Annotated in this window: 24 protein-coding genes and 2 pseudogenes; 13 read left to right on the forward strand and 13 right to left on the reverse strand. The window is 72.0% G+C overall.

What is annotated here, in order from left to right:
- Nucleotides 1-214 precede the first annotated feature (214 nt).
- On the forward strand, nucleotides 215-955 hold the full coding sequence (locus KI385_RS06270; protein ID WP_238571225.1) for a dienelactone hydrolase family protein: 741 nt from the start codon (nucleotides 215-217) through the stop codon (nucleotides 953-955).
- Nucleotides 956-1,109: 154 nt separating this feature from the next.
- Here the strand turns inward: KI385_RS06270 and KI385_RS06275 are convergent.
- Nucleotides 1,110-1,306: pseudogene (locus KI385_RS06275) on the reverse strand (transposase); the annotation flags it as partial.
- Between the two features lie 97 nt (nucleotides 1,307-1,403).
- Here KI385_RS06275 and KI385_RS06280 point away from each other — a divergent pair.
- Together KI385_RS06280 and KI385_RS06285 are read left to right on the forward strand one after the other, a co-directional pair.
- Nucleotides 1,404-2,219: a class I SAM-dependent methyltransferase gene (locus KI385_RS06280; RefSeq protein ID WP_238577581.1), complete on the forward strand. Its 816-nt coding sequence runs from the start codon at nucleotides 1,404-1,406 to the stop codon at nucleotides 2,217-2,219.
- Nucleotides 2,220-2,381: 162 nt separating this feature from the next.
- On the forward strand, nucleotides 2,382-2,978 hold the full coding sequence (locus KI385_RS06285) for a transposase family protein (RefSeq protein WP_238571226.1): 597 nt from the start codon (nucleotides 2,382-2,384) through the stop codon (nucleotides 2,976-2,978).
- A gap of 512 nt (nucleotides 2,979-3,490) precedes the next feature.
- On the opposite strand, the gene KI385_RS06290 is transcribed toward KI385_RS06285, so the two are convergent.
- Complete coding sequence (locus KI385_RS06290; RefSeq protein ID WP_238571227.1) at nucleotides 3,491-4,015, reverse strand: MarR family winged helix-turn-helix transcriptional regulator; 525 nt, start codon at nucleotides 4,013-4,015, stop codon at nucleotides 3,491-3,493.
- On the reverse strand, nucleotides 4,015-5,931 hold the full coding sequence (locus KI385_RS06295; RefSeq protein WP_425356875.1) for an MFS transporter: 1,917 nt from the start codon (nucleotides 5,929-5,931) through the stop codon (nucleotides 4,015-4,017). The genes KI385_RS06290 and KI385_RS06295 overlap by 1 nt, the downstream gene beginning before the upstream one ends.
- Before the next feature lie 404 nt (nucleotides 5,932-6,335).
- Between KI385_RS06295 and KI385_RS06300 the strand changes: the two genes are divergently transcribed.
- From KI385_RS06300 to KI385_RS06320, 5 genes are read left to right on the forward strand one after another with little or no spacing between them, the layout of a single operon-like run.
- Nucleotides 6,336-6,521 carry a hypothetical protein gene (locus tag KI385_RS06300; RefSeq protein WP_030411128.1) on the forward strand — a complete coding sequence of 62 codons (186 nt, stop codon included), beginning with the start codon at nucleotides 6,336-6,338 and terminating at the stop codon, nucleotides 6,519-6,521.
- 16 nt (nucleotides 6,522-6,537) lie between these two features.
- A complete protein-coding gene (locus KI385_RS06305; RefSeq protein WP_238571228.1) occupies nucleotides 6,538-7,239 on the forward strand; it encodes a hypothetical protein in 702 nt (233 codons plus the stop codon).
- The gene (locus tag KI385_RS06310; protein ID WP_238571229.1) at nucleotides 7,236-8,219 is read left to right on the forward strand and encodes a DUF6895 family protein; all 984 of its coding nucleotides are present in this window, start codon (nucleotides 7,236-7,238) and stop codon (nucleotides 8,217-8,219) included. Before KI385_RS06305 ends, KI385_RS06310 begins: the two co-directional genes overlap by 4 nt.
- Nucleotides 8,216-9,136, forward strand: a complete 921-nt coding sequence (locus KI385_RS06315) for a DUF6895 family protein (RefSeq protein ID WP_238571230.1) — start codon at nucleotides 8,216-8,218, stop codon at nucleotides 9,134-9,136. The genes KI385_RS06310 and KI385_RS06315 overlap by 4 nt, the downstream gene beginning before the upstream one ends.
- Before the next feature lie 16 nt (nucleotides 9,137-9,152).
- Entirely contained in the window at nucleotides 9,153-10,190 is a 1,038-nt protein-coding gene (locus tag KI385_RS06320) for a serine hydrolase domain-containing protein (RefSeq protein WP_238571231.1), read from the forward strand.
- An 18-nt stretch (nucleotides 10,191-10,208) separates the two neighbouring features.
- On the opposite strand, the gene KI385_RS06325 is transcribed toward KI385_RS06320, so the two are convergent.
- The 3 genes from KI385_RS06325 to KI385_RS06335 form a co-directional block, all read right to left on the reverse strand.
- Entirely contained in the window at nucleotides 10,209-12,239 is a 2,031-nt protein-coding gene (locus KI385_RS06325; protein ID WP_238571232.1) for an ATP-binding protein, read from the reverse strand.
- 102 nt (nucleotides 12,240-12,341) lie between these two features.
- Nucleotides 12,342-14,168 (reverse strand): alkyl/aryl-sulfatase, encoded by a 1,827-nt coding sequence (locus tag KI385_RS06330; protein ID WP_238571233.1) that lies wholly within the window; start codon nucleotides 14,166-14,168, stop codon nucleotides 12,342-12,344.
- Between the two features lie 176 nt (nucleotides 14,169-14,344).
- On the reverse strand, nucleotides 14,345-15,385 hold the full coding sequence (locus KI385_RS06335) for an acetylserotonin O-methyltransferase (protein WP_238571234.1): 1,041 nt from the start codon (nucleotides 15,383-15,385) through the stop codon (nucleotides 14,345-14,347).
- Nucleotides 15,386-15,506: 121 nt separating this feature from the next.
- Between KI385_RS06335 and KI385_RS06340 the strand changes: the two genes are divergently transcribed.
- Nucleotides 15,507-15,857, forward strand: coding sequence for a hypothetical protein (locus KI385_RS06340; RefSeq protein ID WP_238571235.1), 351 nt, complete (start codon nucleotides 15,507-15,509; stop codon nucleotides 15,855-15,857).
- A 133-nt stretch (nucleotides 15,858-15,990) separates the two neighbouring features.
- Here KI385_RS06340 and KI385_RS06345 read toward each other — a convergent pair whose 3' ends face one another.
- Nucleotides 15,991-16,431 carry an SPW repeat protein gene (locus KI385_RS06345; RefSeq protein ID WP_238571236.1) on the reverse strand — a complete coding sequence of 147 codons (441 nt, stop codon included), beginning with the start codon at nucleotides 16,429-16,431 and terminating at the stop codon, nucleotides 15,991-15,993.
- A gap of 135 nt (nucleotides 16,432-16,566) precedes the next feature.
- Complete coding sequence (locus KI385_RS06350) at nucleotides 16,567-17,139, reverse strand: histidine phosphatase family protein (protein WP_238571237.1); 573 nt, start codon at nucleotides 17,137-17,139, stop codon at nucleotides 16,567-16,569.
- A 310-nt stretch (nucleotides 17,140-17,449) separates the two neighbouring features.
- Between KI385_RS06350 and KI385_RS06355 the strand changes: the two genes are divergently transcribed.
- Together KI385_RS06355 and KI385_RS06360 are read left to right on the forward strand one after the other, a co-directional pair.
- Complete coding sequence (locus KI385_RS06355) at nucleotides 17,450-17,668, forward strand: CbtB domain-containing protein (protein ID WP_238571238.1); 219 nt, start codon at nucleotides 17,450-17,452, stop codon at nucleotides 17,666-17,668.
- A gap of 15 nt (nucleotides 17,669-17,683) precedes the next feature.
- A complete protein-coding gene (locus tag KI385_RS06360) occupies nucleotides 17,684-18,436 on the forward strand; it encodes a CbtA family protein (RefSeq protein WP_238571239.1) in 753 nt (250 codons plus the stop codon).
- Nucleotides 18,437-18,535: 99 nt separating this feature from the next.
- Here the strand turns inward: KI385_RS06360 and ribA are convergent, their stop codons facing one another.
- The gene (ribA, locus tag KI385_RS06365) at nucleotides 18,536-19,135 is read right to left on the reverse strand and encodes a GTP cyclohydrolase II (protein ID WP_238577583.1); all 600 of its coding nucleotides are present in this window, start codon (nucleotides 19,133-19,135) and stop codon (nucleotides 18,536-18,538) included.
- Nucleotides 19,136-19,331: 196 nt separating this feature from the next.
- Between ribA and KI385_RS06370 the strand changes: the two genes are divergently transcribed.
- Nucleotides 19,332-20,087 carry a creatininase family protein gene (locus KI385_RS06370; RefSeq protein WP_238577584.1) on the forward strand — a complete coding sequence of 252 codons (756 nt, stop codon included), beginning with the start codon at nucleotides 19,332-19,334 and terminating at the stop codon, nucleotides 20,085-20,087.
- Nucleotides 20,080-20,724, forward strand: a pseudogene (locus KI385_RS06375) (RibD family protein); the annotation flags it as partial. The gene KI385_RS06370 and the pseudogene KI385_RS06375, both read left to right, overlap by 8 nt.
- Before the next feature lie 102 nt (nucleotides 20,725-20,826).
- Here the strand turns inward: KI385_RS06375 and KI385_RS06380 are convergent.
- The 4 genes from KI385_RS06380 to KI385_RS06395 are packed head-to-tail and all read right to left on the reverse strand — an operon-like array spanning nucleotide 20,827 to nucleotide 24,204.
- Entirely contained in the window at nucleotides 20,827-21,834 is a 1,008-nt protein-coding gene (locus tag KI385_RS06380) for a lysylphosphatidylglycerol synthase transmembrane domain-containing protein (protein ID WP_238571240.1), read from the reverse strand.
- A complete protein-coding gene (locus KI385_RS06385) occupies nucleotides 21,834-22,691 on the reverse strand; it encodes a class I SAM-dependent methyltransferase (RefSeq protein WP_238571241.1) in 858 nt (285 codons plus the stop codon). The genes KI385_RS06380 and KI385_RS06385 overlap by 1 nt, the downstream gene beginning before the upstream one ends.
- Nucleotides 22,688-23,809: a glycosyltransferase family 4 protein gene (locus tag KI385_RS06390; RefSeq protein ID WP_238571242.1), complete on the reverse strand. Its 1,122-nt coding sequence runs from the start codon at nucleotides 23,807-23,809 to the stop codon at nucleotides 22,688-22,690. Before KI385_RS06390 ends, KI385_RS06385 begins: the two co-directional genes overlap by 4 nt.
- A complete protein-coding gene (locus KI385_RS06395) occupies nucleotides 23,806-24,204 on the reverse strand; it encodes a 6-pyruvoyl trahydropterin synthase family protein (protein WP_238571243.1) in 399 nt (132 codons plus the stop codon). Before KI385_RS06395 ends, KI385_RS06390 begins: the two co-directional genes overlap by 4 nt.
- Nucleotides 24,205-24,271 lie beyond the last annotated feature (67 nt).

Consider the following 24,271-nt stretch of genomic DNA (forward strand, 5'->3'; position numbering starts at 1 on the left):
AGCCACCTACCTCCGCCCGCCACGGAGACTCCGCAAAAACCCGTTAGGCGGACGAGGGCGACCACTGCTAGCTTTCCGGAGGCCGTGCGAGAGATCGAGGAGGTGGTACCCGTGAACGCAGTATCGACGTGGGTGCTCCCCTCCGGGGTCACGGTCGGGCGATAGACAGGTCGTCCGGGAGCGCCGTTCCAGTGCACTCCCGAAAGGCACGACCATGCATTTCACTTCCGAGCAGCGCCTCGACGACGGCGTCCTCGAACGCGAATTCACCCTCGGTGAGATCCCCGGCATCCTGTGGACACCCGCATCGGTATCCGCATCCGCACCGGCGCCGCTGATCCTGCTGGGCCACCCTCCCCTCGGGCTGCGCAAGATGTACCCCCGACTGGTGGCCCGGGCCCGGCACTCCGCGGCGGATGGCTTCGCCACGGCCACCATCGAGCTCCCCGGAAGCGGCGACCGGCCCCGTTGGCCCGCCGCCGAGCAGGCCCGCGCCGACCTGCGCCGGGCGATGGAGGCCGGCGAGCCGGTCAGCGACGAGATCGTCGACGCCCTCACCCTCCCGCTGGTCGAAAAGGCCGTCCCGGAATGGCAGGCCGCCCTGGACGCCCTCCTTGCGCTGTCCGAGATCGGCGGCCCGGTCGGGTACTCGGGGGGAGTGATCTCCATCGGCATCCGCCTGGCGGCGGTCGAGCCGCGCATCTCGGCCGCCGTTCTGTTCGCCGGGAGTTTCGTGCCTCGCGCCATGTTCGAGGAGGCCCGGCAGGTCACCATTCCGCTGCACGTCCTGCTGCAGTGGGACGACGAAGGGAACGACCGGCAGGCGGCCCTGGACCTGTTCGACGCCTTCGGCTCCAAGGAGAAGTCCCTGCACGCCAATATGGGCGGGCACACCGGCGTCCCGCAGTTCGCGGGGGACGCCGCAGCCCAGTTCTTCACCCGACATCTGAAGTGAGGCCGGGCCGTCAGACCGGCAGCAGACGGTAGCTGATGTCGGCCGGCATGCCGCTCATCGAGGACAGGTCCCGGCCCTCCGCAGCTCTCTACACCGTGGGCCCCTGCTGAACTCGGCGGTTTCCAGGCATCGTCGCAACACCGGGTTGGTTTGATCAGGCGGCGAGTAGTTCATGCAGGCGCTCGGCCGGGGTTTCCCAGCCGAGCGTTTTGCGTGGTCGCCGTTGAGTTCGGCGGCGACGGCGTCCAGGTGCTCGCGGGTGTGGGTGGACAGGTCGGTGCCCTTGGGGAAGTACTGCCGCAGCAGGCCGTTGGTGTTCTCGTGCGAACCGCGCTGCCAGGGGCTGGCTGGCCGCGCATGAAGCTGGCTCCCCTTATCAGGCCCCTTGGAATCGATCATCTAGGCTGGCGCGGTGACTGATGGGCAGGAGCGGGTGCAGCCGTCGGGAGTGTGGGCCACGGCGGTGGGGGTGGCCAGGGTGCGGGCGCTGGAGACCGAGCGGGAGAACGCGCTTTTCCGCGACCCACTGGCACAGGCCTTCGCCACCGCCGGCGGCCTGTGGCCCTCCTCGCCGCCGCTGCCCGATGACGAGGCCGCGCGATGCCGCCGGCTGGCCGTGTCGTTCTCCATCGTCATCAGGACGAAGTTCCTCGACGACCTGTTGCAACAGGCCTCCGCGTCCGGGGTCCGGCAGGTCGTGCTGCTCGGCGCCGGCATGGACAGCCGGGCCTTCCGGATGGACTGGCCCGAGGGCACCCGGCTGTTCGAGGTCGACACCGCCGCGCCACTGGACTTCAAGGCTTCGGTGCTGCGCCAGGAGCGGGCCGTCGCACGCTGCGAGCGGATCACCGTCGCGGTGGATCTGCGTGAGGACTGGCCAGGCGCGCTGGCCGCCGCAGGGCACGACCCGGCGGTGCCGACCGTGTGGATCGCCGAAGGACTACTGATCTATCTGCCCGAGGAGGCGGTGGAGCTACTGCTGGCCCGGATCAGCGCGCAGTCGGCGGCAGGCAGTCGGATGGGGCTGACATTGGGCTCGCGCGGCGTGATCGAGCGCTTCGGCGCGGACGCCGCGCAGGGATCGGCGGCGTCCATGTGGATCTCGGAGATGCCCGACGACCCGGTGGGCTGGCTGGCCGGGCACGGCTGGGAGGCCGACAGCCACACCCTGCGCGAGCGCGCTGCCGCCTACGGCCGCCCGATCAGCACCCCGCCGCAGCGCGAGGAGCGGCCCGGCGGACTGATCTCGGCGGTCCGCCGGTAGAGCGCCTCCCGGTTCCCTAGATGATCGATTCCAAGGGGGCTGATGAGTGGAGCCAGCTTCATGCGCGGCCGGCCAGTCATGCGCGCGCTGACCGCCTACGACCACTGAAGTCCGCCCGAAAATCGCCTGGCTGGACGGTGGTGTGGTCGACAGCCCTTCGCCGTGAACGAAGTGCTGCCGCAGTTGAACGAGCTGCTGTTCTCCTCGGTCGAGGGCGTGTGGGTGGAATCGGTCGAGGTGATCGACACGGTCGTCCGGGTCGAGGCCCGTACGACCGCAGGGCGGGCGGCCTGTCCGGGGTGCGGGTGCTGGTCGGGGCGAATACACGGCTCCTACCTGCGATTTCCTCGTGATCTGCCGACGGCGGGCACGTTCGTCGTGGTGTCGTTGCGGGTGTGGAGGTTCGTCTGCGAGGAGGAATCCTGCGAGCGCATGACCTTCGCCGAGCACGTACCCGGTCTCACCCGCAGGTTCGGGCGACGGACCGGGCGGCTTCGGTCGACGCTGGTGTCGGTCGGTCTTGCGCTCGCGGGCCGGGCCGGCGCCCGGATGGCGGACGCCCTCAAGGTTCCGGTCGGCCGGAACACCCGGTTGAGGCTGATCGCCTCGCTTCCGGACCCCGCCACCGCAGTACCCCGCGTGGTCGGCGTGGACGAGTACGCCCAGCGCAAGGGCCGTGTCTACGGAACCGTGCTCAAGCGCCAGATGTTCGGCCGCGCAGGATTCGAGCTCCTGCGCAAACGAGTCCTGTTGGCGTAACCGAGAGTCACGCGACCACACGAAGTGGACCAGAGCCCGTTCTCGTGAACAAAGCCAAGGAGCACTGTGGCCTGCCCCGTCCCACGTGGCTCTCGCCGAGCGCCTACCTCGGCCGGTAGGCAGCCAAGGCGGCACGTTGGCCGGCCGGGCCACGGCCGGTCGTCGCGCACTCTGTCAGGGGCACGGCTGCCCACTCACCGGGAGCGGTGGGCACGCGGAGGGCCGATGATGTACAGCGGCGAGAGACTGCCGTAGGTGACTCCGCGCGTGCGCTCCGGGGTGCGCATCGACATCGCCGCACGATGGTCGCGCCGGCCCGCACAGAGACTCCCACATCCGGGCGGCGCCCGCGGCATCGCCGATCAGCCGGGCGTCGGGGACACCGCCCTGCGGCGGCGAACCAGCGGGTGATCGCCTTGGGGGCGGCGTCGTAGCCGGGCATGTGGTGGATGACCACCACGCCTCGGTGGACGAGTGCGGGTACGGGCACGGGGCGACAGGCGGGACGGGCGTCAGGTCACGGCGTCGGCGGGGCCGGCCGGTCTGCGCACCGGGCGGGCGGCCGGTGGCTGTGCCCACTCGGCAAGATCTTCCAGCGCGGGGAGTGCGTCGCGCAGCAGGCGCTGCCGGCCGGGGGCCAGCCGGGCGATCCGCTCGGCGAGCATGCCGGTGGTCTCCCGGCGTACGGCGCCGAGCAGCGCGAGCCCGTCGTCGTTGAGGCTGATCAGGCTGGCGCGCTGGTCGTCGGGGTCGGGGCGGCGGGCTATCCAGCCGCAGCCGCCGAGCAGATCGACCATCCGGGAGGCGGTGGACAGCGCGATGTTCATCCGCGCGGCGAGTTCACCGACCCTCAGGGGGCCGTGGGCGGCGAGCACCGCGAGGGCGGCCATCCGGCTGGGGGTGAGGTCGCGGTGCAGGCTCTGGCCGCGCAGCAGCGGCAGCAATTGCTGGATGACCGCGCGCAGCCGGCCGGCCAGCTCGGCGGGCTCGGGCGCGGGGCCTCGCACCCGCCCGGTCGTGGCGTCGGACTGGTCCATCAGGGGCTCCTCGGGTGGCGCGAGGGCGGGGCCGGCGGTGGGGCCGCCGGTGGGGCCGGGGGTCGGGCCGGGGGTGGCGGGGCGTCGGTGGCGGTGGCCGCGCCGGGATGGGCTGGGGGTGCGGTGTCGGGGGTCTCGGCCACGGTTGCCGCGACCGGCGCCGGGGCCCTCCCCGCCGGGGTGGGCGCCCGGTCGTCGTGGACATACCGCCCGCCACGCAGCATCGAGGCGATGGCGGCGATCAGACAGGCGGCGATGGCGAAGTCGAAGGCGACGGCCAGCCCGTCGGAGAACGGCTGGGAGATCAGCTGGGGGAAGAACTCCCGGCCGGTCAGATACGCGGCATGACCGGGCGGCAGCTGGTCGAGCACCTGCGGTCCGAGGAGGGTCTGGACGGGGTTGTAGCCCAGCAGCGAGGCGAACAGCACCCCCACCGGCGGCAGCGCCGCGATCTTGGCGGCGTCGGCCGGCGGGACACCCTGGGCGGTCAGTCCGCTGGAGAGGGTGTGCGGCAGGGATCCGGCCAGGCCCGCGATCATCAGGGAGAAGAAGATGCCGATGGACAGCACCATGGCCGAGTTCTGGAAGGTGGTGCTGATGCCGGCGCCCACGCCGCGCTGGTCGGGCGGCAGGCTGTTCATGACGGCGGCCCGGTTGGGCGCCGCGAACAGACCCATCCCCACGCCGTTGAGCAGCAGGATCAGCGCGAAGCTGGGGTAGCCGAAGTCCACCGGCAGGGCCTGCAGCGCCACAAAGGTGCCGGCCGCGAGCAGCATGCCGCCGGTGGCAAAGGTCCGTGCCCCGAACCGGTCCGACGCCCATCCCGACACCGGCCCCGCCACCAGGAAGCCCAGCGTCAGCGGCAGCATGTAGATGCCGGCCCACAGCGGCGTCTCGGTGAAGCCGTAGCCGTGCCGCGGCAGCCAGATGCCCTGCAGCCAGATGATGAGGAGGAACATCAGGCCGCCACGACCGAGCGAGGCGAGCAGGCTGGCGAGATTCCCCGCGGTGAACGCGCGGATCCGGAAGAGCCCGAGCCGGAACATCGGCGCCGGCACCTTCGTCTCGACCACGCAGAAGACGGCCAGCAGCAGCACCCCGCCCGCCATCGCGCCGAGCACGGCGGGGTTGCTCCAGCCCATGGTGTGGCCGCCGTAGGGCTGGATGCCGTAGGTGATCCCGGTCAGCACGGCGATCAGGCCGGCCGCGAAGGTGAGGTTGCCCCACCAGTCGGGCCGGGCCGGGGTGCGGATACCGCTGTCCCGCAGCTTCAGATACGCCCAGACGGTGCCGAACACGCCGAACGGCACCGACACCAGGAAGACCAGCCGCCAGTTGACGGGCCCGAGCAGCCCGCCGAGCACCAGGCCGACGAACGATCCGGTGATGCCCGCGACCTGGTTCAGGCCGAGGGCGAGGCCGCGCTGCCGGGCGGGGAAGGCGTCGGTGAGGATCGCGTTGGAGTTGGCCATCAGCATCGCGCCGCCGACGCCCTGCAGGACCCGCATGGCGATCAGCCAGAGGGCGCCGGCCGTGCCGTGCTGCCAGGTCACCGACAGCAGCACGGAGAAGACGGTGAAGACGGCGAAGCCCAGGTTGTACATCCGGGTCCTGCCGTACATGTCGCCGAGCCTGCCGAAGCTGACCACCAGCACGGCGGTGACCACCAGATAGCTCATGATCAGCCACAGCAGCAGGCTCGTGTTGCCCGGCCGCAACGGGTCCACGCCGATGCCCCGGAAGATGTCGGGCAGCGCGATGAGCATGATCGACATATTGATGGAGGCGATCAGCACGCCCAGCGTCGTATTCGACAGGGCGACCCATTTGTAGCCCGGCCCGGGTGCGAAGCGCGGCCGTGCGCCGCTGGCGACCAGGTCTCCGGTGTCGCCGGGATCAGCAGCAGTCCTTCCCACGGGGCATCCACTCCCACCGGGACATTTACTTGCTTGACATCAACCAATTTAGCTCTCCGCGCGGGGACCCGGCCAGGGCGGGCCGCCGGGCGCGGGTGGCTCCTCGGACCCGGCCCGGCGCCCTCCGTGGTGCTCGTCATCTCCAGGTTCCCTGCTCCGAACAGAGCAGTCCGATCACCCCATAGGCGCGTCGTCGTCATCCTTGGCGCAATCGCTCGAAACGCCCCTCGGCGATACCGGACGGATCGCCAACTTCCCCATCACGCAATGGAGTTGCAGGTGGGACGACCGACTGAGAGAGCATCATGTGAACCGACAAAATGCCCGGCAGGTTGCTTTTTCCCGTTGCGCCCGATTTATGACGATGTGAATCTGGTGTCCCATTCGTCGAAGGAGTTGATCGCATGGTTACGGATCGCACAGCGCCGGTCGAGACGGCCACCCTGGCCGCCGAGGTCGAGGGACTGCTTGAACCCGCCGAGGCCGACGGTGTTTTCCGCGATACCCGTGAGTGTGGAGGTGCGCTGCTGCTGGCCGCGCTGCTCCTGATCTCGCCGCCCACCCCCCGGCCCAAGACTGACGTTCGCTAAGGCTGAGGGGAAAGCGTTGGCTGAACAGACGCAGGGAGCAGTCCCGCTGAGCGCTGTGATCGCCGATGCCGCAACCGGGGTCGCCCTCGCCCTGCGGGGTGAGGGCGACCCTTATGCGCTGTCCGGCATTCTGCGGCAGAGCGATGCGCTGACCTCGGCCGCGGTCCGGGTGCTGGGCGCCGATGCGCTCGCGCCGTACGCGGTGGAGCACCGGGCGGCGCCCGTCGGCGCGGACGATGAAGCGGTGGTACGGCAGGCGCTCGCGGCCTATCCACCCGGAGCCGATGCCTCACAGGTGTCGGTATGGAGCTACCGGGGCCTGATCGAGGCCTCGCACGCATTTCTTCCCGCGGGCGCACAGCCCTGGCCCGCGCCGCCCGAGGCCGAAGCCGCATGGGTCGCCGGCGACCCCTGGCCGAAGCTGTCGCATCGGGTGTCGCAGGTGGCCGCGCTCGCGCTGCCCGGCCTGGCGCCCGGTCTCGCCGAGCAACTGGCCGCCCGTACCGATGATCTGGCCCGCGGTTTCGTCCGGGCGGTTCGCCGCCGGGACTGGCTGCAGGCGGCCGGCCTGGGCCGTTGGCTGGCCCGGCTGCCCGACGCGCCCCCGACCCTGGGGCTCGACAGCGGACTGGCGTTCATCCGCCAGATGGGTGGCGCCGACCCACGGGTGGCGCTGCATGTCGTCGCCGCCCAGCGTTTCTACGGACGGGGTTGGTGACCGGCGGCCGGGGCGACCCCGGGCTGCTGGACCGCATGGTCCGGCGCAGCCTGGGGTGGCTGGAAGGAGCGCGCCCGCTCTTCCGCCTGCCCTCGAACGTGACGACGGACGCCGACCCGAATCTGACCCTCAAACCACTGGGTGAACTGGCCGAACTGACCCAGCTGATCGGGGTGCTGCACCCGCGGGAGGAGATCCGTACGGCGGCCCGCGGTCTGTTCGCGTTCGCCTGGAACGAGACCCGTGACGGCGAGCTATTCGCCGAGCTGATCCGCGGCGAGCCGTTCGCGACCTACCCCGTGGAGCTCTACGGGGTCTTCACACAGGCCGGGCTGCGCCATGCCGAGGTCGACGAGCTGGTGCACACCACCACACGACTGCGTGGCTGGCGGGTGGCGCGCGAGGATCACACCCGTACGCTCGGCGTGCTCAACGCCGAGCGCCGGATCGGGCTGCGGCAGCACGCCGACTTCGGCGCGGTGCTGGCGCTGACCGGCCTCGGCGGGCTGCCGGAGCCCTGGGCGCTGGACCGCAAGTCCGCGTACGGCGTGACCCATGATGTCTTCCACCTCACCGACTGGGGGCGCAACCGGCAGCGGCTGACCCCCGAACTCGCCGGCTATCTGCGGCTGTGGGTCCCCTCCTGGCTGGAGAACTGGCTGGAGGAACAGCTGTGGGACCTGGCGGGCGAGCTGCTGGCCGTCACGGCCTGTCTGCCCGCCGCCCCCTACGATCCGGTGGCCTGGCAGCGGCTGGCCGACGCGCAGGCGGCCGACGGCAGTGTGCCCGAGATGGGTGCCGCGCCGGCCACGGGCGACCCGGCCGAGGCGTTCACCGCCTGCTACCACTCCACCCTGGTGACCGCGTTCGCCGCCACCCTCGCCCGTATCGCCTCCGACGAGGCCGAGGCCGGTCCCCCGGCCGGGGACACGGCGTCGGTGGGCGGGCGGACCCCCTGCGAAAGCGAGACAGCTCTGTGACCGTGACGGCCGCATCCCCCGCCCTGCTGCACGCTGTCGGCGACCGGGCCCTGTCCTGGCTCGACGACCATCGTGAGCACTTCCGGCTGACGCCCGACGACTTCGCCTCCAACGGCGCGGTCGTCGAGCGGCTCAAGCCCATCGGGGAGCTGGCGCTCAATATGCAGGTGCTGTTCCGGGAGGGTGTGGCCGGATCCCGGCAGAAGGCCCGCGCCGGGCAGCTGCTGGACTTCACCTGGCGGGAGCTGCTGGACGGCGGCAATGTGCTGGCCCGCCTCCAGCACGACGAGCCGCTCTCCCCCGTGCCGCTGGAGGTCTATGCGACCTTCCACGAGCTGGGGCACCGCCATCCGGGGCTGGAGGCGGCGGTGGAGGTCTGCCGGCGCACCACCAGCTGGACGGCGCTGGAGATGATGCCCAACCGGCGGCTCGGCGTGCTCAACGCGGAGCGCAAACTCGGGCTGGCGCCCAGCAGCGACTTCGACCGGGCCGTGGAGCGCACCTGGCTGGGGCAGCTGCCCGAGCCGTGGACGGTGCAGCTGCACATCGCCTACGACCTCACCCACACCGTCTTCCACCTCACCAACTGGGGCGAGGCACCCGAGCGCATTCCGGAGGCCATCGCCGACTACCTCACGCGGTATCTGCCCGCCTGGATGGAGGACTGGGCGGATCTCGAACACTGGGATCTGCTGGGCGAGCTCCTCGTCGTGGACGCCTGTCTGCCGCGGCCCACGCTGGACGCGGAGCTGTGGGAGCGCTACGCCGCCGCGCAGTCGGCCACCGGCGCGATGCCCATCCAGCGCCGGATGCCGCAGGGCGACGCGGCGCGCGTCTTCGACCTGGTGCACCACCCCACCCTGGTCGCCGCGTTCGCCTCCGCGATGGCCACCTCCCGGGCCATGTCCGCCGCCTGATGGGCCCGGACGCCTGATGAGCCCCGAACGCGGCCCCGCACTCGCCGACCGCCTCGCGGACGCGGTCACCCGGATCGACGCCCCGGACATCGTGCTGGGGGTCACCCGGCACGACCGGCGGACCGTGATCACCGGCGGCGCCGCCCTGGCGCCGCCCTCACCACGCCATGCGCTGCGCTACGAACTGGGCTCGCTCTCCAAGACCTTCACCGTGCTGCTGCTCGCCGAGCTGGCCAGGGCCGGTGTGCTGTCCCTGGACGATCCGCTCGTCGCCCATTTGCCGGAACTGCCGCTGCAGCACCCGCACTCACGCCGTATCACCCTGCGGCATCTGGCCACCCACACCTCGGGGCTGCCACGGATCCCCGGCGACCTGATCGCCGGCGCGCTGCTGCATCCGTACGCCAACGGCTACGCCCACTACGACACCGAACGTCTGCTGGACACCTTCGCCCGTACCCGGCCACGGCACCGGCCGGGCACCCGCTGGCGCTACTCCAACTTCGGGCTGGCGCTGCTCGGCCCGGCCATGTCCCGTGCCGCGGGCACCGGGTACCCCGATCTGCTCACCGACCGTGTGCTGCGCCCCCTCGGGCTGACCGACACCACGCTGGGCCCCGGCACCACCGGCACCGACGCCATCGGTCACCGTACGAACGGGGTGACGCCGGTGCGCAGCGCCGACATGGGCGCCTTCGTCGCCGCCGGGTCGGTCCGCGCCACCCCCGGCGATCTGCTCACGTACCTGGAGGCGCACCTCTCCCCCGAGGACACGCCACTCGCCGGACCGCTGCGCGATGTCCAGGTCCCACTGCTGCGCCGCGGCTGGCGGCACCGCAACACCCATACCCTGACCTGGTATCACCACCCCGCGCCGGGCGGGCCGCTGCTCTTCCACGTCGGGGCGACCTTCGGCCAGCAGGCGTTCCTCGGCTACCATCCGGCGTCGCACACCGGCCTGGTCGCGCTGGCGACCCGCCGCGGCCGCACCTGCCGGATGGTGACCACCGCCTACGAGCTGCTGTACGAGCTCGCCGGCGAACGCCCGGTCTGAAGCGGGGGCGGCCGCCGGTCACAGGTCGCCCGCCAGGATCCGGGCGAGGGAGATCTCGGGGCGCTCCTCGCTGGCCCGGTGGAAGGTGTCCGTGTAGGCCTCGTCGCCGATCGCCGCGCGGGCCCGCCGCTCGCACTCCTCGCGTACCGCCCGCAACTCCGGTGTACCGCGCTGCGGATGTCCGACGGTGCGCCAGATGGCCTGGCCGCTTCCGTAGACGCGGGCCGCGGCCGCGCCGTCGCCCTGGGCCGCCACCGCGGCCGCGAGCAGGTCCAGGCCGAGCGCGATCCCGAAGTTGTCGCCGATGCCCTGTTTGGCCTCCAGCATCGCACGGGCGTGGTCCGCCGACTCCTCGGGCCGGCCCTGGAACAGCGAGATCAGCGAGAGCTGGTAGTCGGTGTAGGACCGGGTCCAGTGTTCGCCGCGCCGGACACACCCGCGCCGGAGTTCGGTCGCCTCGGCCCGGGCCTCGGTGAGCTTGCCCAGACCGGTGAGCGCGAAGATCCGTACGAGATGGCAGCGCAGCCGCCCGGGTGAGTCGAACGGGGCGTCCGGCGGCGGGCCGAGCACCTGGTCCGCGACGGTGAGCGCGGACATCGGGCGGCCGGCGATCAGATGGGTGAGGCCGATGAGATAGCCGGCCGCCAGCACCGCCTCCGCGTCGTCGGACGCCCGCGCCGCTTGTGAGCACTCCAGGCCCAGGGCGTCGGCCAGCGCCAGATCGCCCTGGAGGAGTACGGCGACGCCGAGCGCCCACAGCGCCCGGGTACGGGCCCGGCTGGGGCCGTGATGCGCGGCCAGGGCGCGGGCCAAGTAGTCGCGGGCCTCGTGCAGATGGCCGCAGCAGCTCCAGAAGAAGCCGATGGCGGCGCTGAGTTCCTGGGCCCGTTCCGGGTCGGTGACCAGGAGTCGGTCCAAGGCGGTGCACAGATCGACATGGGCGTCGGCGACCTTGCGGTACCAGCCGACCTGTTCGGGCCCCAGCCAGCCCAGCTCGGCACGGCGGCCGAAGGCGACGAAGTGCGCGGCGTGCCGGTCGGAGAGGTCCGCCACCTCGTCGAGTTCGGCCAGCCAGATCCGGCCGTACTCGCGCAGCGTGTCGAGCATGCGGAAGCGCGAGCCCTCGCGGCTGAGCACCGACTTGGCGGCCAGTCCGGCGAGCGCGGTGCGCACCCCCTGCCCGGTGAGCGGGCCACCGGCACAGACGGCGCCCGCGGAGTCCTCGTCGAAGGTGCCGCGGAAGACCGAGAGCCGGGCCCACAGCAGCCGCTCCAGCGGGGTGCACAGCTCATGGCTCCAGCCGATGGCGCAGCGCAGCGTCCGATGGCGCGGGGGGCGCGGCATCCCGTCGCCGTCGAGGGTGTCGAAGCGGGTGGTGAGCCGCTCGGCGATCCGCTCGACGGAGGTGCTCGCCAGTTGGGCGCAGGCCAGTTCCAGAGCCAGCGGGATGCCTTCGAGGCGCCGGCAGATGATGTCGGCGGCCGCCGCGTGCGGTGGGGCGGTGAGCCGGAGTCCGGGGACCGCGGTGCCGGCCCGTTCGATGAACAGGGTCAGTGCGTCGTTGTCGCCGGTGCAGGGCAGCGGGCCGATCTCGGTGGTCCACTCGCCGGCGAGGCCCAGCGGCTGTCTGCTGGTCACCAGCACGGTCACCCCGGGGGCCGCCGTCAGCAGATCTCCGAGGAGGTCGCGGCAGGCGTCGACGAGGTGTTCGCAGGAGTCCAGCACCAGCAGCAGCCGTTTGTCGGCGAGCCATGCGCACAGCGCGGCGGCCGGGGTCCGCGCCGTGTGGTCGGCCAGTCCGACGGCATCGCTGACGGCCGCCATCAGCAGTCCTTCGCCGTGCAGGGGCCAGAGATCGGCCCAGCGGACTCCGTCGGGGAACCGCCGCTCCGCCGCGCGCGCGGCCCGTATAGCGATCCGGGTCTTGCCCACGCCACCGGGGCCGGTAAGGGTGATCAGCCGGTGCTCCGTCAACTTGTCGTCGATCCGGCGAAGTTCGGTTCGCCGGCCGACGAAGCTGGTCGACTCCTCGGGAATGTTGCTCGCCACGGGCCCAGTTTGCCCCAGCTTCGGCGCGGGTGGCGGAGGGTGGCGAAAGCGGGCAGGGGCGCGCGTTGACGGTCGGCGGCGCGGCGCGGGCGACGCGCTCCGTCACGGCGTGACGATGGGGAAGTTGGGGTCCGGGGTGCTGAGGAGGCCGAAGAGCCGGCTGAGCGCCCCGGCCTCGCCGTGCTGTGCGGCCTCGGCCGGTCCGCCGCCGGTGAGCAGGCCGAGCAGCTGGGGCTTGGTGAGGGTCAGGGTCAGATCCGGGCCGCCCTCGTCGTTCGGGGTCGGGGCGCCGGGCGAACTGAGGTGGGTGAGTGCCCCGTTGGACAGCGTCAGATGCCAGGTCCGGTCCTCGTCGGGGAGGTAGAGGTCGAGGGTGAGCGAGGTGGACCAGGCGCGGGGGCCGTCGATGCGGAGGGCGAGCGAGTCGAGGAGCTGGTCGACGGTGAGCGCCATGGCGATTTCGGGGCCGGCGGTGGCCGGCCGTCCTTCGGCGGGGGTGCCGCGCAGTTCCATGGCGCCGGTGAGGTAGAAGTTGCGCCAGGTGCCGTTCTCGCAGCCGTGGCCGAGCCGTTCGTAGACGAGGGCCAGTTCGCGCCGGGCGCGGAGGTTCGCCGGCTCGGCGAAGACGGCGTGGTTGAGGAGGGTGGCGGCGAACCGCAGATCGCCCTCGGCGGCGTAGCGCTTGCCGGCGTCCACCGTGGCCTCCACGCCGCCCATGGTGTGCACATAGCGTTTGGCCTGCTCGACCGGTGGGTGCTCCCACAGGTGGGCGGGGTTGCCGTCGAACCAGCCCAGGTAGTGCTGGTAGACCGCTTTGACGTTGTGGTTCAGCGAGCCGTAGTAGCCCCGGTTGGCCCAGACCCGCTCCAGGCCCGGTGGCAACCGCAGCTCCTCGGCGATCTCGGTGCCGGTGAGCCCCTCGTTGAGCAGCCGCAGCGTCTGGTCGTGCAGATAGGCGTACAGGTCACGCTGGTCGGCCAGCAGGGCCTTGACACGGTCCTTGCCCCAGGTCGGCCAGTGGTGGGAGGCGAAGGCGACCTCGGCCTCGTCGCCGAAGAGGGCGAGCGCCTCGCCCAGGTAGTGGGACCAGACCCTGGCGTCGCGGACGGCGGCGCCGCGCAGCGCCAGGATGTTGTGCATGGTGTGGGTGGCGTTCTCGGCCAGGCAGAGGGCCTTGTGCGCCGGGAAGCAGAAGTTCATCTCGACGGGCGCCTCGGTGCCCGGGGTGAGCTGGAAGACGATGCGTACGCCGTCGACGATCTCCTCCTGCCCCGTGCTGGTGATGTCCACGGTCGGCGGGATGAGGGCCATGGTGCCGGAGGAGAGGGTGGTGCCCAGACCGCAGCCGATCTGGCCGGCCGGCCCCCTCGGGAGCTCGGTGCCGTACATGTAGACGGCGCGCCGGGACATCGCGGTGCCGGCGTAGGCGTTCTCGCTGACCGCGTGGTCGAGGAAGCCGACGGGTGCGAGTACCGGCACGGGATGGTGGCCGTGCGGCAGTACGCCGCGTCCGCCGCCGAAGTGATCGGTGTGCGAGTGGGTGTAGATCAGGCCGGTGACCGGCCGGTCGCCGCGGTGTTTGCGGTAGAGCTCCAGGGCCGCGGCGGCGGTTTCGGCGCACATGAGCGGGTCGATGACGATGACACCGTGATCGCCTTCGACCAGCGTCATGGTGGACAGGTCCAGACCACGGGCCTGGTAGATGCCGTCGGTGACCTCGTACAGGCCCTGCCGGCTCACCAGCCGGCCCTGGCGCCACAGGCTCTCGTGCGCGGTATCGGGGCAGTTTCCGGCCAGAAACGCATAGGCCTCGGCGTCCCAGACCACCCGGCCGTCGTCCGTGGTGACCTGGGGCGGGTCGAGCGCGGCGATGAAGCCGCGGTCCGCGTCGGCGAAGTCTTCGTGGTCATCCACGGGTACAGCGGTCACGGGGCGCTACCTCTCCGGGGCGGCGGGCCACAGTCAAATGCCCCACGCAACCGATTTAACCCAATTTGGGCGGCTGCCGCAGTGTGGGCGCGGGGACACCCGCCGGGGCCCGCCGCCGTGCGCGTCCAGGGCCTGTCCGGCCGGCCCCGATCCGCCGGACCGGCCCGGGGTCCGTACTAGACCGGCGCGGCCTCGATGAGGCTGAAGCGGTTGGGCTCCGGGAGCCGGGTGACGGTGCGGACGGCGAAGCCGGCGGCGCGACACAGGCTCTCGAAGTCTTCCCTGGTGCGCTCCCGGCCCCCGACGTTGACCAGCATGTTCAGGTCGCTGAGGTAGACCACGCCGGCCGCCGACGCGTCGACGACGGGCGGCAGCACCGGCTCGACGATCAGCAGCCGGCCGCTGTCGGGGATCACCCGCCGGCAGTGCCGGAGGATCTCCGCGCACTGCTCGTCGCTCCAGTCGTGGATCACACTCTTGAGGAGATACAGGTCGGCGCCTTCTGGCGCGGTGGCGAAGAAGTCCCCGGCGACCAGCGAACAGCGGCCGTCCAGCCCGTCGCGCGCCAGCTTCGTACCGGCCTGCGCCAGGCCCTCCGCGCTGTCGAAGAGGATGCCGCCGAGCGACGGATACGCCTTCAGGACCGCGGCGAGCAGGGTGCCGTCACCGCCGCCGATATCGGCCACGGTCGTGAAGCGGCCGAAGTCGAAGGCCGACGGCAGCAACGCGGCGGTGTCGCGGGTGGCCTGGCTCATCGCGGCGTTGAAGTCGGCGGAGAGTTGCGGCTGTTGGGCGAGGTGACCGAAGAAGTCCTTGCCGAAGACCGCGTCGAAGGCGGTCTCGCCGGTGCGCACGCTGTCGTCCAGCCGCTCCCAGGCCCTGAGCATGGTCGGGTCGGTGAACATCCGGACGAAGGAGTGCAGCGAGTCGGGGCCGTCGCTGCGCAGCAGGGCGCCGGCCGGGGTGACAGCGAAGGCGCCGGGAGACCGCTCGACGAGGAGTCCGATGCCGGCCAGCGCCCGCAATAACCGCCCCATCGCCGGGGGTTGTGCCGCGCACTCCGTCGCGAGCTCGTCCGCCGTACACGCGCCGTCGCCGATCAGATCGACGATCCGCAGCCGGGCGGCGGCACCCGCGGCGTGTGCCGCCATCGCGCCGTAGGCGATCCGGACCAGCGTGTCCCGGGCCTCGTTCGATGGCTGATTTTCGCGCGACATGGTGCCACACCTCTCTGGTCAACAGCGTTACGGCCAGGGTCTGGCAGGGCACAACAACGCAGTGACGTGACACCCCCGGCCTTTGGTTAGGTAACCCTAACTTCCCTCGATCTTCGGAGCAATGCCCCCCGGCTCACCGCACTGCACCCTGCCCGTACGGCGCGGCCGTCCGCACCACCCGGGAGAGGAGGGACGCCCCCTGTCCCCGTACGACGACCGCCCCTTCGGCGAGCTCGCCGAGCTGTTCCGGCGCGACGCCGCTCCCCGCACTCGCACCCGCACCCCGACCGCCGGCCGCCCGGCCCGGCCCCGCCCCTACTCCCGTGGCATCACCTGGCCGGTGGCGGCCGCCGCGGTCGTCGGCCTGGCCGCCGGCATCGCGCTGGCGCACGGCCTGCTGCTCGCGAGCGGGCTGATGCTGGCCGGGCTGTCCGGACACCTCACCGCCGGCGGCCGCGACCGGCACCGGTAACGGCCGGGGCCGACCTGCGCCCCGTACGGCATCCACAGCCGCACACGCCGCCCGGCACACAGCCGCCGACCCGCCTACCCAAAGAGGGCGGGCGGGTCGGCGGCTTGTCACACGCCCCCGTGGGGAGCGCGCCTCACGTGACGCGGCGGCTCTTCGATGCCACAGCGACACACATGGCGCCCAGCAGGAACGTCAGGGCACCGATGACGACGTTGTTCCAGATGACGCCGGCGTCCGGGCCGCTGCCGACGATCCAGGGCGAGATGATCATCCACACGCCGATCGCGCACATCGCACCGCTCAGGCCGTACATCCGCTCAGGCGCCACGGTGAATCCGACCGCCAGCAGAGCGATCGCGGCACCGAGAATGAAGTTGTGCACCACGAGCGCGGGCTGTGAGGCCGCGAAGTGGACGATCCACGGGGAAGCGGCGCAGTACACGCCGACCAGGAACACTGGCCCGTCGACGAGTACGACGTCACGCCCGCCGAGCACTCGCTCGTATCGGGCTTGCATCTCAGTAGCGTCGGGGTGACCTGCGAGATCTCCCCTGTGGTGTGAGACGTCGGCCATGCGACTCGCCTCCTTCGTCCACAAGCCTGGCCGTTTCGCGTGGCATCGGGCCGCGCATCTTTATTCTGCGCTTATGTCGCCTTTATGTGTAGATGACGGAGCTGGTGAATTGTGACGTTTTCCGGCGCCCCGCCCTCAGCCGTGGCCCAGCGCCCGCCCCAGCCCCAGATTCCAGCGCCCGCCCCGGCCGCTCAGCTCGGTCACGGTCAGCGGCGGCACATCCAGCCGCCAGAACGCGTCCGCGGGGACCCTGAGCGCACACACCGCCGCGGCCCGTACGACGTCCGGTTCGACGACGGCCACCACCCGGCCCGCATCCAGGGACATCCGGGTCAGCCAGTCCGCGATCCGGTCGCAGAGCTGCCGCAGCGACTCCCCGCCGTGCGCGGCGAAGTCCGGGTCCGAGAGCCAGGCGGACACCCCGAGCGGCTCGGCGTCGGCGACCTCCGCCAATGTCCGGCCGCGCCAGGCGCCCATCGCACAGCCCGCCAGCTCCGGCGCGGACCGGGCCGACAGCCCCAGTTCCTCGGCGGTGTGCCGGCACCGGAGGGAGGGCGAGGTGAAGACCCGGTCGGCGGTGGGCAGCGCCCCGGCCGCCGCGCGGGCGCGCCGCAGCCCGGCCTCGTTCAGCGGGCCGTCGTCATCGAAGCGCACCTCACGCTGAGCGTCGCCGGCGGCCGGTGAGACCAACATCACCCGGGTTGTCATGCCTTCTTCTCTCGCTCGTCACCAACGCCGACAACAGGCCACCCGTACAGGCAAGTTGTCCGGCCGGTGCGCCCTGTCCTGCGCCTCTCCGCCCCCCTTAGGACCTTGGCCCCGTGGCCGGATCGCGGTACCTTCCCGATGATATTGACAATGACATGACGGAAGCCGGTGGGATCCCGGCGCGGTCGCGCCACTGTATGTCCGGTTTTTTACCAGCCCAGCAGGGACGGAACCGGGCGAGCCAGACCCGGCATGTCGCAACGCACTCCAACAACTAGGGACGCGAGTTCCCCTAACAGGAGGTTCTGCCATGGCTCAGACCATCGCACCGCCGGCCGCCGGCGCCGTCACTCCGGCCCCGCTCCCCCTCAAGGCGATTGCCCCGTGGGCGCTGTTCGTCGGCATCCTCATGCTGGTTCTGCTCTACTTCGTCGGCGCCGAGCAGGGCGCCACCTCGTTGCTCTCCGGTACCGACGTGCACGAGTGGGTCCACGACGGGCGCCATCTCCTCGGCTTCCCCTGCCACTGATCGGAAGCCGCATCCATGAACTCCGTCACCGTCAGAACCCTTCTGGTGCGCGGGATGCTCGCAGGCCTGGCCGCCGGTGTCCTCGCCCTCGTCATCGCCTATCTGCTGGGCGAACCGAGGGTGGACGCCGCCATCGCGTTCGAGGAAGCACACAGCCACGAACACGGACACGAGATGGAGGTGGTCAGCCGGGGCGTGCAGTCCACGGCCGGGCTGGCCACCGGCGTACTGGTCTACGGCGTGGCGCTGGGCGGTATCGCCGCCCTCGTCTTCTGCTTCGCACTGGGGCGGATCGGCCGGTTCGGTGCCCGCACCACCGCCGCGCTGCTCTCCGGCGCGGCGCTGGTGGTCGTCTACCTCGTACCGTTCCTGAAGTACCCCGCCAACCCGCCCGCGGTCGGTGACCCCGACACGATCGGCACACGCACCGCCCTGTTTTTCCTGATGATGCTGCTCGGCATCCTGCTGGCCGTCGCCGCCACGATCCTCGGCCGGCGGCTGGCTCCGAAGCTGGGCAACTGGAACGCGACGGTGGCGGCCGGCGGCGCCTTCGTGGTCGCCATCGGCATCGCCTACGCGTTCCTGCCGGGCTTCGACAACGTGCCCGCAGGCTTCTCCGGCACGCTGTTGTGGCAGTTCCGGCTGTCGACGATCGCCATCCAACTGGTGCTGTGGACCACCTTCGGGCTGATCTTCGGCCATCTCGCGGAGCGCGTCGTCCCGGCGCGGCAGGCCGCCGCGGCACAGGCGGCACCCGTCACCTCCTGATCCGGCGCCCGCTGCCGGAAGGGAAGCACCGGGAAAGGGCCCGCGACTCCTGGTCGCGGGCCCTTTCCCGTGGCCTTCACTGCCGTGCCGCCGCTGGAGTCAGGACAGACCGGGGATGCCGTCCAGATGGGGCAGATCGTGGTCCAGGCGCTCCCGTTTGGCGCGCAGATAGCGGATGTTCTCCACCCCGGGCGGCATCAGCAGCGGGACCTGTTCGGCGACGGCGACGCCGTGCCGCAGCAGCGCCTCGCGCTTGCGCGGATTGTTCGACAGCAGCCGCACGGAGCGGACGCCGAGATCCTGCAGGATCTCCGCCGCTACGCCGTATTCACGGGCATCGACGGGCAGTCCCAGCGCGATGTTCGCCTCGACCGTGTCCAGCCCGCCCTCCTGCAGCTTCATCGCCCGGAGCTTGGCCAACAGCCCTATACCCCGACCCTCGTGGCCCTGAAGATAGACGAGAATGCCGCGCCCGGCCGCCACGATCGCGCGCAGCGCCGCGGACAATTGGTCGCCGCATTCGCAGTGCGTGGACGCAAAGGCATCACCGGTCAGGCATTCCGAATGCACCCGGGTCAGCACCGACTCATCCACGACATCGCCATGGACCAGGGCCACTTGCTCGATCCCGCTCCGCCGGTCGAGATAGCCGACGGCAAGAAATTCACCGTGGACGGTGGGCAGCCGGGTCTCCACCATGCGTGACACCAAAGGTTTTTCACGAATGGCAGCGTTGAATGCGACATCGGGGCCGGGGCCGGCATCATCGTCGGGGTCCGTCATGGCGCGATGGTACCCGTGCGGGGAAACCAGCGGCAGCGCTCGCTCAGAAGACAACAAGTATGCTGCGACGAACAGGGCTCGGCGAGTTGGCGACGAAAGGCCGCGGCACACCATGACCGCTTCGGGACAACCGGCTTCGGCCCCCGGCCTGTTGCCGGCGGATACCACCGAGGACGTACGGGCACGCCGGCCGGCGATGGCCCTGCTGCCCATCGGCAGCTTCGAACAGCACGGCGCTTTCCTGCCGTTGACCACCGACACGGTCATCGCCTGCACCCTCGCGAGGGAGCTGGCCGCAGTCCATCCCGTGGTGCTGCTGCCGCCGCTGACGGTGTCCTGTTCACAGGAGCACGCGGCCTGGCCGGGGACCGTGAGCATTTCGGCGCGGACCCTGCATGCGGTGGTCACGGACATCGCCGATTCGCTCCGCCGGTCCGGCATCGGCACCCTGATTCTGGTCAACGGGCACGGCGGAAATTACGTACTGCGCAATGTGGTTCAGGAATCCGCAGGGAGCGGGGTGCGGATGGCACTGTTCCCCGGATCGGCCGACTGGGACGCGGCGCGCGCCCGGGCCGGGGTGCGCACGCCCGGGCATCGCGATATGCATGCGGGAGAGGTCGAGACGTCCATTCTGCTGCATGCCCATCCCGAATTGGTCAAGGACGGCTATGAATCGGCGGATTGCGTCGCCGATGACCGGAAGCATCTGCTGACGCTCGGAATGTCGGCCTATACCGAATCCGGGGTCATCGGGTGCCCGTCGCTCGCATCCGCCCGGAAGGGCCGGGAATTGCTGGCCGGACTGGTCGAGGCGTTCGGCGAATACGCCGCGCTGTTCGGCGCGCGGGCGGCAGCCGATGGCTGAGGCGCTGGACGCGGCTGCGGCCTGGGAGCGGCTGCGGCGGATCCGTACGACGGAGCAGGCACGAGCCGCCGGACTGGTGGCGGACGGGGACGGCGGGCTGCGGTGGGCAGGGCCCGCCTCGCCCGAGGCCGGGTGGCTCGCGGAGCGCTATCTGCCGCTCTGCCTGGCCGGTCCGCGGATCGCGTTCGGGCAGCTCGGGCAGAGTCTGGACGGCTTCATCGCGACCCGCACCGGCGACGCCGACTATGTCACCGGTGCGGCCGACCGCTGCCATCTGCACCGGCTGCGCGCGCTGGCCGACGCGGTGGTCGTCGGGGCGGGCACGGCCGTGGCGGACGATCCGCGGCTGACCGTCCGCGCCTGTGCCGGGGACAACCCGGTGCGGGTGGTGCTCGATCCGCGGGGCCGGGTGCCGCGGCACAGCGGGGTGTTCACCGACGGGGCCGCGCCGACGCTGTGGGTGGTGGGGCCGGATGCCGGCGCGGTGCGGGACGTTGCGGGCACCGGGGTCGACATCCTCGCGCTGCCGGACGCGGCCGCGTTCGCACCGGGGCGCCTGCTGGCGGCGCTGGCGCGGCGCGGCCTCGGCCGGGTGCTGATCGAGGGGGGCGGGGTCACCGTGTCGCGCTTCTTGCAGGAGCGGGCGCTGCACCGGCTGTATCTCACCGTCGCGCCGGTCCTGCTCGGCGACGGCGTCCCCGGCCTGCGGTTTCCCGGTACGCCGGTGATGCGCGAGGCGCTACGTCCGCCGCTGCGGCGCGCCCTGCTCGGCGAGGACACGCTCTTCGAGCTCGAACTGCGGGCGCTCGGTACGCAGTCCGAGGGCCCAGCGGGCGAGCAGCACCGCGACGCCGGGGAGGCTCGCGGCGAGGGCGAGCACGCCGTAGATCACGGCGGTGGTGAGGCCCTGCGCCGCTCCTAGGCCGGCGGCGCCGAAGGCCCAGGCGGCGACGCCTTCCCGTGGGCCCCAGCCGCCGACGTTCAGCGGCAGCGCCATCGCGAGCAGCGCCAGGACGACCAGCGGCACCAGCTCGGCCGTCGGTGCGGTGACGCCCGCGACACGGGCGGCCAGCACGAACATCGCGAGGTAGCCCGCAAGGACCGCCACCGACGAGAGCGCGACACCGGGCCAGACGCCGCGGGCCAGCAGGCCCTGGCGGGCTTCGGAGAGTACGGTGCGCAGGGCGCGTTCGCCGCGCGAGGCGCCTCGGCGGCGACGCAGCCGGCAGGAGGTCGCGATCACGAGCACGCCCACCACGGCGGCGGGCAGGGCGACGCCGGGCGAGGTGAGGAAGCGGGTGACCGGCGCCAGCACCGGGGACGGGCGGGCGAGCAGCACCGCCGCCCCGACGACGAACAGGGCGAGCTGGCCCGCGGTGCGTTCCAGGACCACCGCGCGCACCCCGCGGCCCAGGTCGCCGGCGCTTCGGCCGTGCCCTATGGCGCGGTGGACATCTCCCCATACCCCGCCGGGCAGCGCGGCGTTCAGGAACAGGGCCCGGTAGTAGTCCGCGACGGCCCGGCGCAGCGACAGCCGCAGGCCCAGGCCGCGGGCCACCAGGCACCAGCGCCAGGCGCTGCACACCGTGGTCAGCAGGCCGAGACCGAGGGCGGCGAGCAGCGTGGCGGCGTCGATCCGGCGCAGGCCGTTCAGGAAGGCGTCGGACCCCAGATGCCACACCAGCACCACGAGGATCCCCAACCCCGTGAGCATTCTGAGCCAGGCCGCCCAGCCGGACCGGTTCATCACTTACTCCCGGACGGCGGCCGGGGCAGCGCCAGCAGATCGGTGTGGTGCACCGCGACGCCAAGCTCCCCCGCCGCGCACTCCTCCAGCCGCCGGCGCAGATACGCGACGGCCTCGGGCGCCAGCTCCGGGCGTTGGGCATGTGCGGCACCGACCCAGCCGCGCAGCCATTCGGCGATCAGCGCGGACTCGGCGCAGCCGAGCCGCCATGGGCTGGACTGCACCAGGACCGTCCAACCGCGCCGCTCGAACGCGGCGACGGCCGCCCCGATCGCGTCCGGGCCGAGCAGGCCGCGGCCCCCGTCCGTGCGGCGCTGATGGTCGTTGAAGGCGGCGGCGAACTCGGCGTCGAGCGGATCGGCCGGGGTCAACTCGACGCGCCCGGCCACGGAGAGGGCCAGCAGCGCCGGGCACCCCGCGCCCGTACAGGCCTCGGCGAGCGCCTCCACCTCGTCGCGGGTGAGCAGATCGAGCAGCGCGGACGCGGTGACCAACGACGTGCCGGCGAGGTCCGCGGCGGTGAGGGCGGCCAGGTCACCGCGTTCGGTCAGGGCGGTAACGGGCGTGCCGTCGGCGGCCGTTACGGGCATCCGCTCGCCGGCGTGGGCGAGCAGTACGGGGTCGTGGTCGTGGAGGATCCAGTGCTGCGGGCCGGGCAGCCGGACGGCCAGCCAGCGCCCCATCGAGCCGATGCCACAGCCCAGATCGCGGATCACCAGGCCGCCCGGGGAGCCCGCCCGGTCGGACAGCCAGGTACGCAGCGGACGCAGCAGTTCCGGTGCGCGGGCCGCGGCATCGGCGCGCTCCCGCAACTCCAGCCAGCGCGGGGCGAATCGGGGCCCGGCGGGCGCGGTCATCGCGCGCTCCCGGGCTCGTGCCGAAGCCGTTCCAGCACTCCGGCCAGACTGTGCGACGTCATCTCCCACCCCTCCAGCATGGCACGCCGCCCGCGCGCCGCGTTCTTCGACCGGTCGCGCAGCTGCGGATCCACGAGCCAGCCACGCAGGGCGTCGGCGAGCGCCGCCGGAGGCCCGGACGGTACGAGGAGGCCGGGCAGGCTGCCGTCGGGGGCCCGCCCGACGGCTTCCGGTACCCCGTCCACCGCCGTCGCCAGCACCGGAATCCCGCGCGCCAGCGCCTCGGTGACGACCATGCCGTACGTCTCGGCGTACGAGGTGAGCACCAACAGGTCGGCGGCGGCATAGTGTGCGTCGAGCTCCGCGCCCGCTCGTGGCCCGGCGAAGCCGATCCGGTCGCCGAGGCCGGACTGCGCGATGCGGCGCTTCAGTTGGTCGGCGTAGCCGGGGTCGCGGCCGGGCCCGCCGACGAAGGTGCAGTTCCAGGGCAGATCGGTGACGGTCGCCAGGGCGTCGATCAGGCGGTGCTGTCCCTTGCGCGGGGTGAGGGCGGCGACGCACAGCAGCGCGGTGGCGCCGTCGGTACCGGGCGCGAGCGGGGCGGGGTCGGCGCCCGGTCTGGCGACATGGACGCGCGCGGGCGCCAGATCGTGGTGCGTGACGAGCCGTCGGGCGGCCCACTCGCTGGTGGCCACCACGGCCCGTACGGCGTGCAGTGTGCGGCGTTCACGGGCGTCCAGCTCCGCCGCCGGGCCGGGGTCCAGCCCGGTCTCGTCGGCCAGCGGAAGATGCACCAGCACGGCGAGCCGCAGCCGTTCCGCCTCGGGGGCCAGGACCTCGGGGACGCCGCAGGCGACCAGGCCGTCCAGGAGGACGACGGCGCCGTCCGGCAGCGCCGCCAGACGCCGCGCCAGACGGGTGCGGGCGGCGGGGTCCGGCCGGGGCCAGCTCCCGGGCACCGCGTACGGGCGCACCCGCCACCCCGCCGCCGGTAGATCGCGGCACACCCGTCGGTCGTAGGTGTTGCCGCCGCTGGGCGCCGTCGGATCGTCGACGTCACCGGGCAGCACGAAGTGCACCACGCGCTCCGCCGCCGCGGTGGCGCCGGCCGGGGTCACAGAGCGCGCTCGTACGTCGCCCAGGCGATATGCGATTCATGGAGGGTGACCGATATCCCGGTCAGTTCGCGGGCGCCCTCCCCCAGGTTGCCGGCGTGGATGCGGTCGGCGAGACGGTCGGCAATGACCTTGGCCAGGGCCTCCGTCGAGGTGTTGATGCCGGCGAAGGCGGGCTCGTCGTCGAGGTTGCGGTAGTTCAGTTCGCCGACCACACCGCCGAGTTCCTGGGTGGCCAGGCCGATGTCGACGACGATGTTGTCGCCGTCGAGCTCGGCGCGGCGGAAGGTGGCGTCCACGATGAAGGTCGCGCCGTGCAGCCGCTGCGCGGGTCCGAAAACGGCGCCGCGGAAGCTGTGCGCCACCATGAGGTGATCGCGGACGGTGATGCTGAACACGGGCGTTCCTCCGGTGTGATGTCGGTCTCAGTGGTGGTGTCGTGGGAGGGGCGGCGTCGGGGTCCGC

This window comes from Streptomyces inhibens (genome assembly GCF_022221585.1).
Taxonomy (GTDB): domain Bacteria; phylum Actinomycetota; class Actinomycetes; order Streptomycetales; family Streptomycetaceae; genus Streptomyces; species Streptomyces inhibens.

What these genes read in the sequence shown, in the direction of transcription:
- KI385_RS06270 (WP_238571225.1), top strand. Translation starts at nt 215, where the DNA reads ATGCATTTCACTTCCGAGCAGCGCCTCGACGACGGCGTCCTCGAACGC.
- KI385_RS06290 (WP_238571227.1), bottom strand. Translation starts at nt 4,015, where the DNA reads ATGGACCAGTCCGACGCCACGACCGGGCGGGTGCGAGGCCCCGCGCCC.
- KI385_RS06300 (WP_030411128.1), top strand. Translation starts at nt 6,336, where the DNA reads ATGGTTACGGATCGCACAGCGCCGGTCGAGACGGCCACCCTGGCCGCC.
- KI385_RS06320 (WP_238571231.1), top strand. Translation starts at nt 9,153, where the DNA reads ATGAGCCCCGAACGCGGCCCCGCACTCGCCGACCGCCTCGCGGACGCG.
- KI385_RS06335 (WP_238571234.1), bottom strand. Translation starts at nt 15,385, where the DNA reads ATGTCGCGCGAAAATCAGCCATCGAACGAGGCCCGGGACACGCTGGTC.
- KI385_RS06340 (WP_238571235.1), top strand. Translation starts at nt 15,507, where the DNA reads ATGCCCCCCGGCTCACCGCACTGCACCCTGCCCGTACGGCGCGGCCGT.
- KI385_RS06345 (WP_238571236.1), bottom strand. Translation starts at nt 16,431, where the DNA reads ATGGCCGACGTCTCACACCACAGGGGAGATCTCGCAGGTCACCCCGAC.
- KI385_RS06350 (WP_238571237.1), bottom strand. Translation starts at nt 17,139, where the DNA reads ATGACAACCCGGGTGATGTTGGTCTCACCGGCCGCCGGCGACGCTCAG.
- KI385_RS06355 (WP_238571238.1), top strand. Translation starts at nt 17,450, where the DNA reads ATGGCTCAGACCATCGCACCGCCGGCCGCCGGCGCCGTCACTCCGGCC.
- KI385_RS06360 (WP_238571239.1), top strand. Translation starts at nt 17,684, where the DNA reads ATGAACTCCGTCACCGTCAGAACCCTTCTGGTGCGCGGGATGCTCGCA.
- ribA (WP_238577583.1), bottom strand. Translation starts at nt 19,135, where the DNA reads ATGGTGGAGACCCGGCTGCCCACCGTCCACGGTGAATTTCTTGCCGTC.
- KI385_RS06370 (WP_238577584.1), top strand. Translation starts at nt 19,332, where the DNA reads ATGACCGCTTCGGGACAACCGGCTTCGGCCCCCGGCCTGTTGCCGGCG.
- KI385_RS06380 (WP_238571240.1), bottom strand. Translation starts at nt 21,834, where the DNA reads ATGAACCGGTCCGGCTGGGCGGCCTGGCTCAGAATGCTCACGGGGTTG.
- KI385_RS06385 (WP_238571241.1), bottom strand. Translation starts at nt 22,691, where the DNA reads ATGACCGCGCCCGCCGGGCCCCGATTCGCCCCGCGCTGGCTGGAGTTG.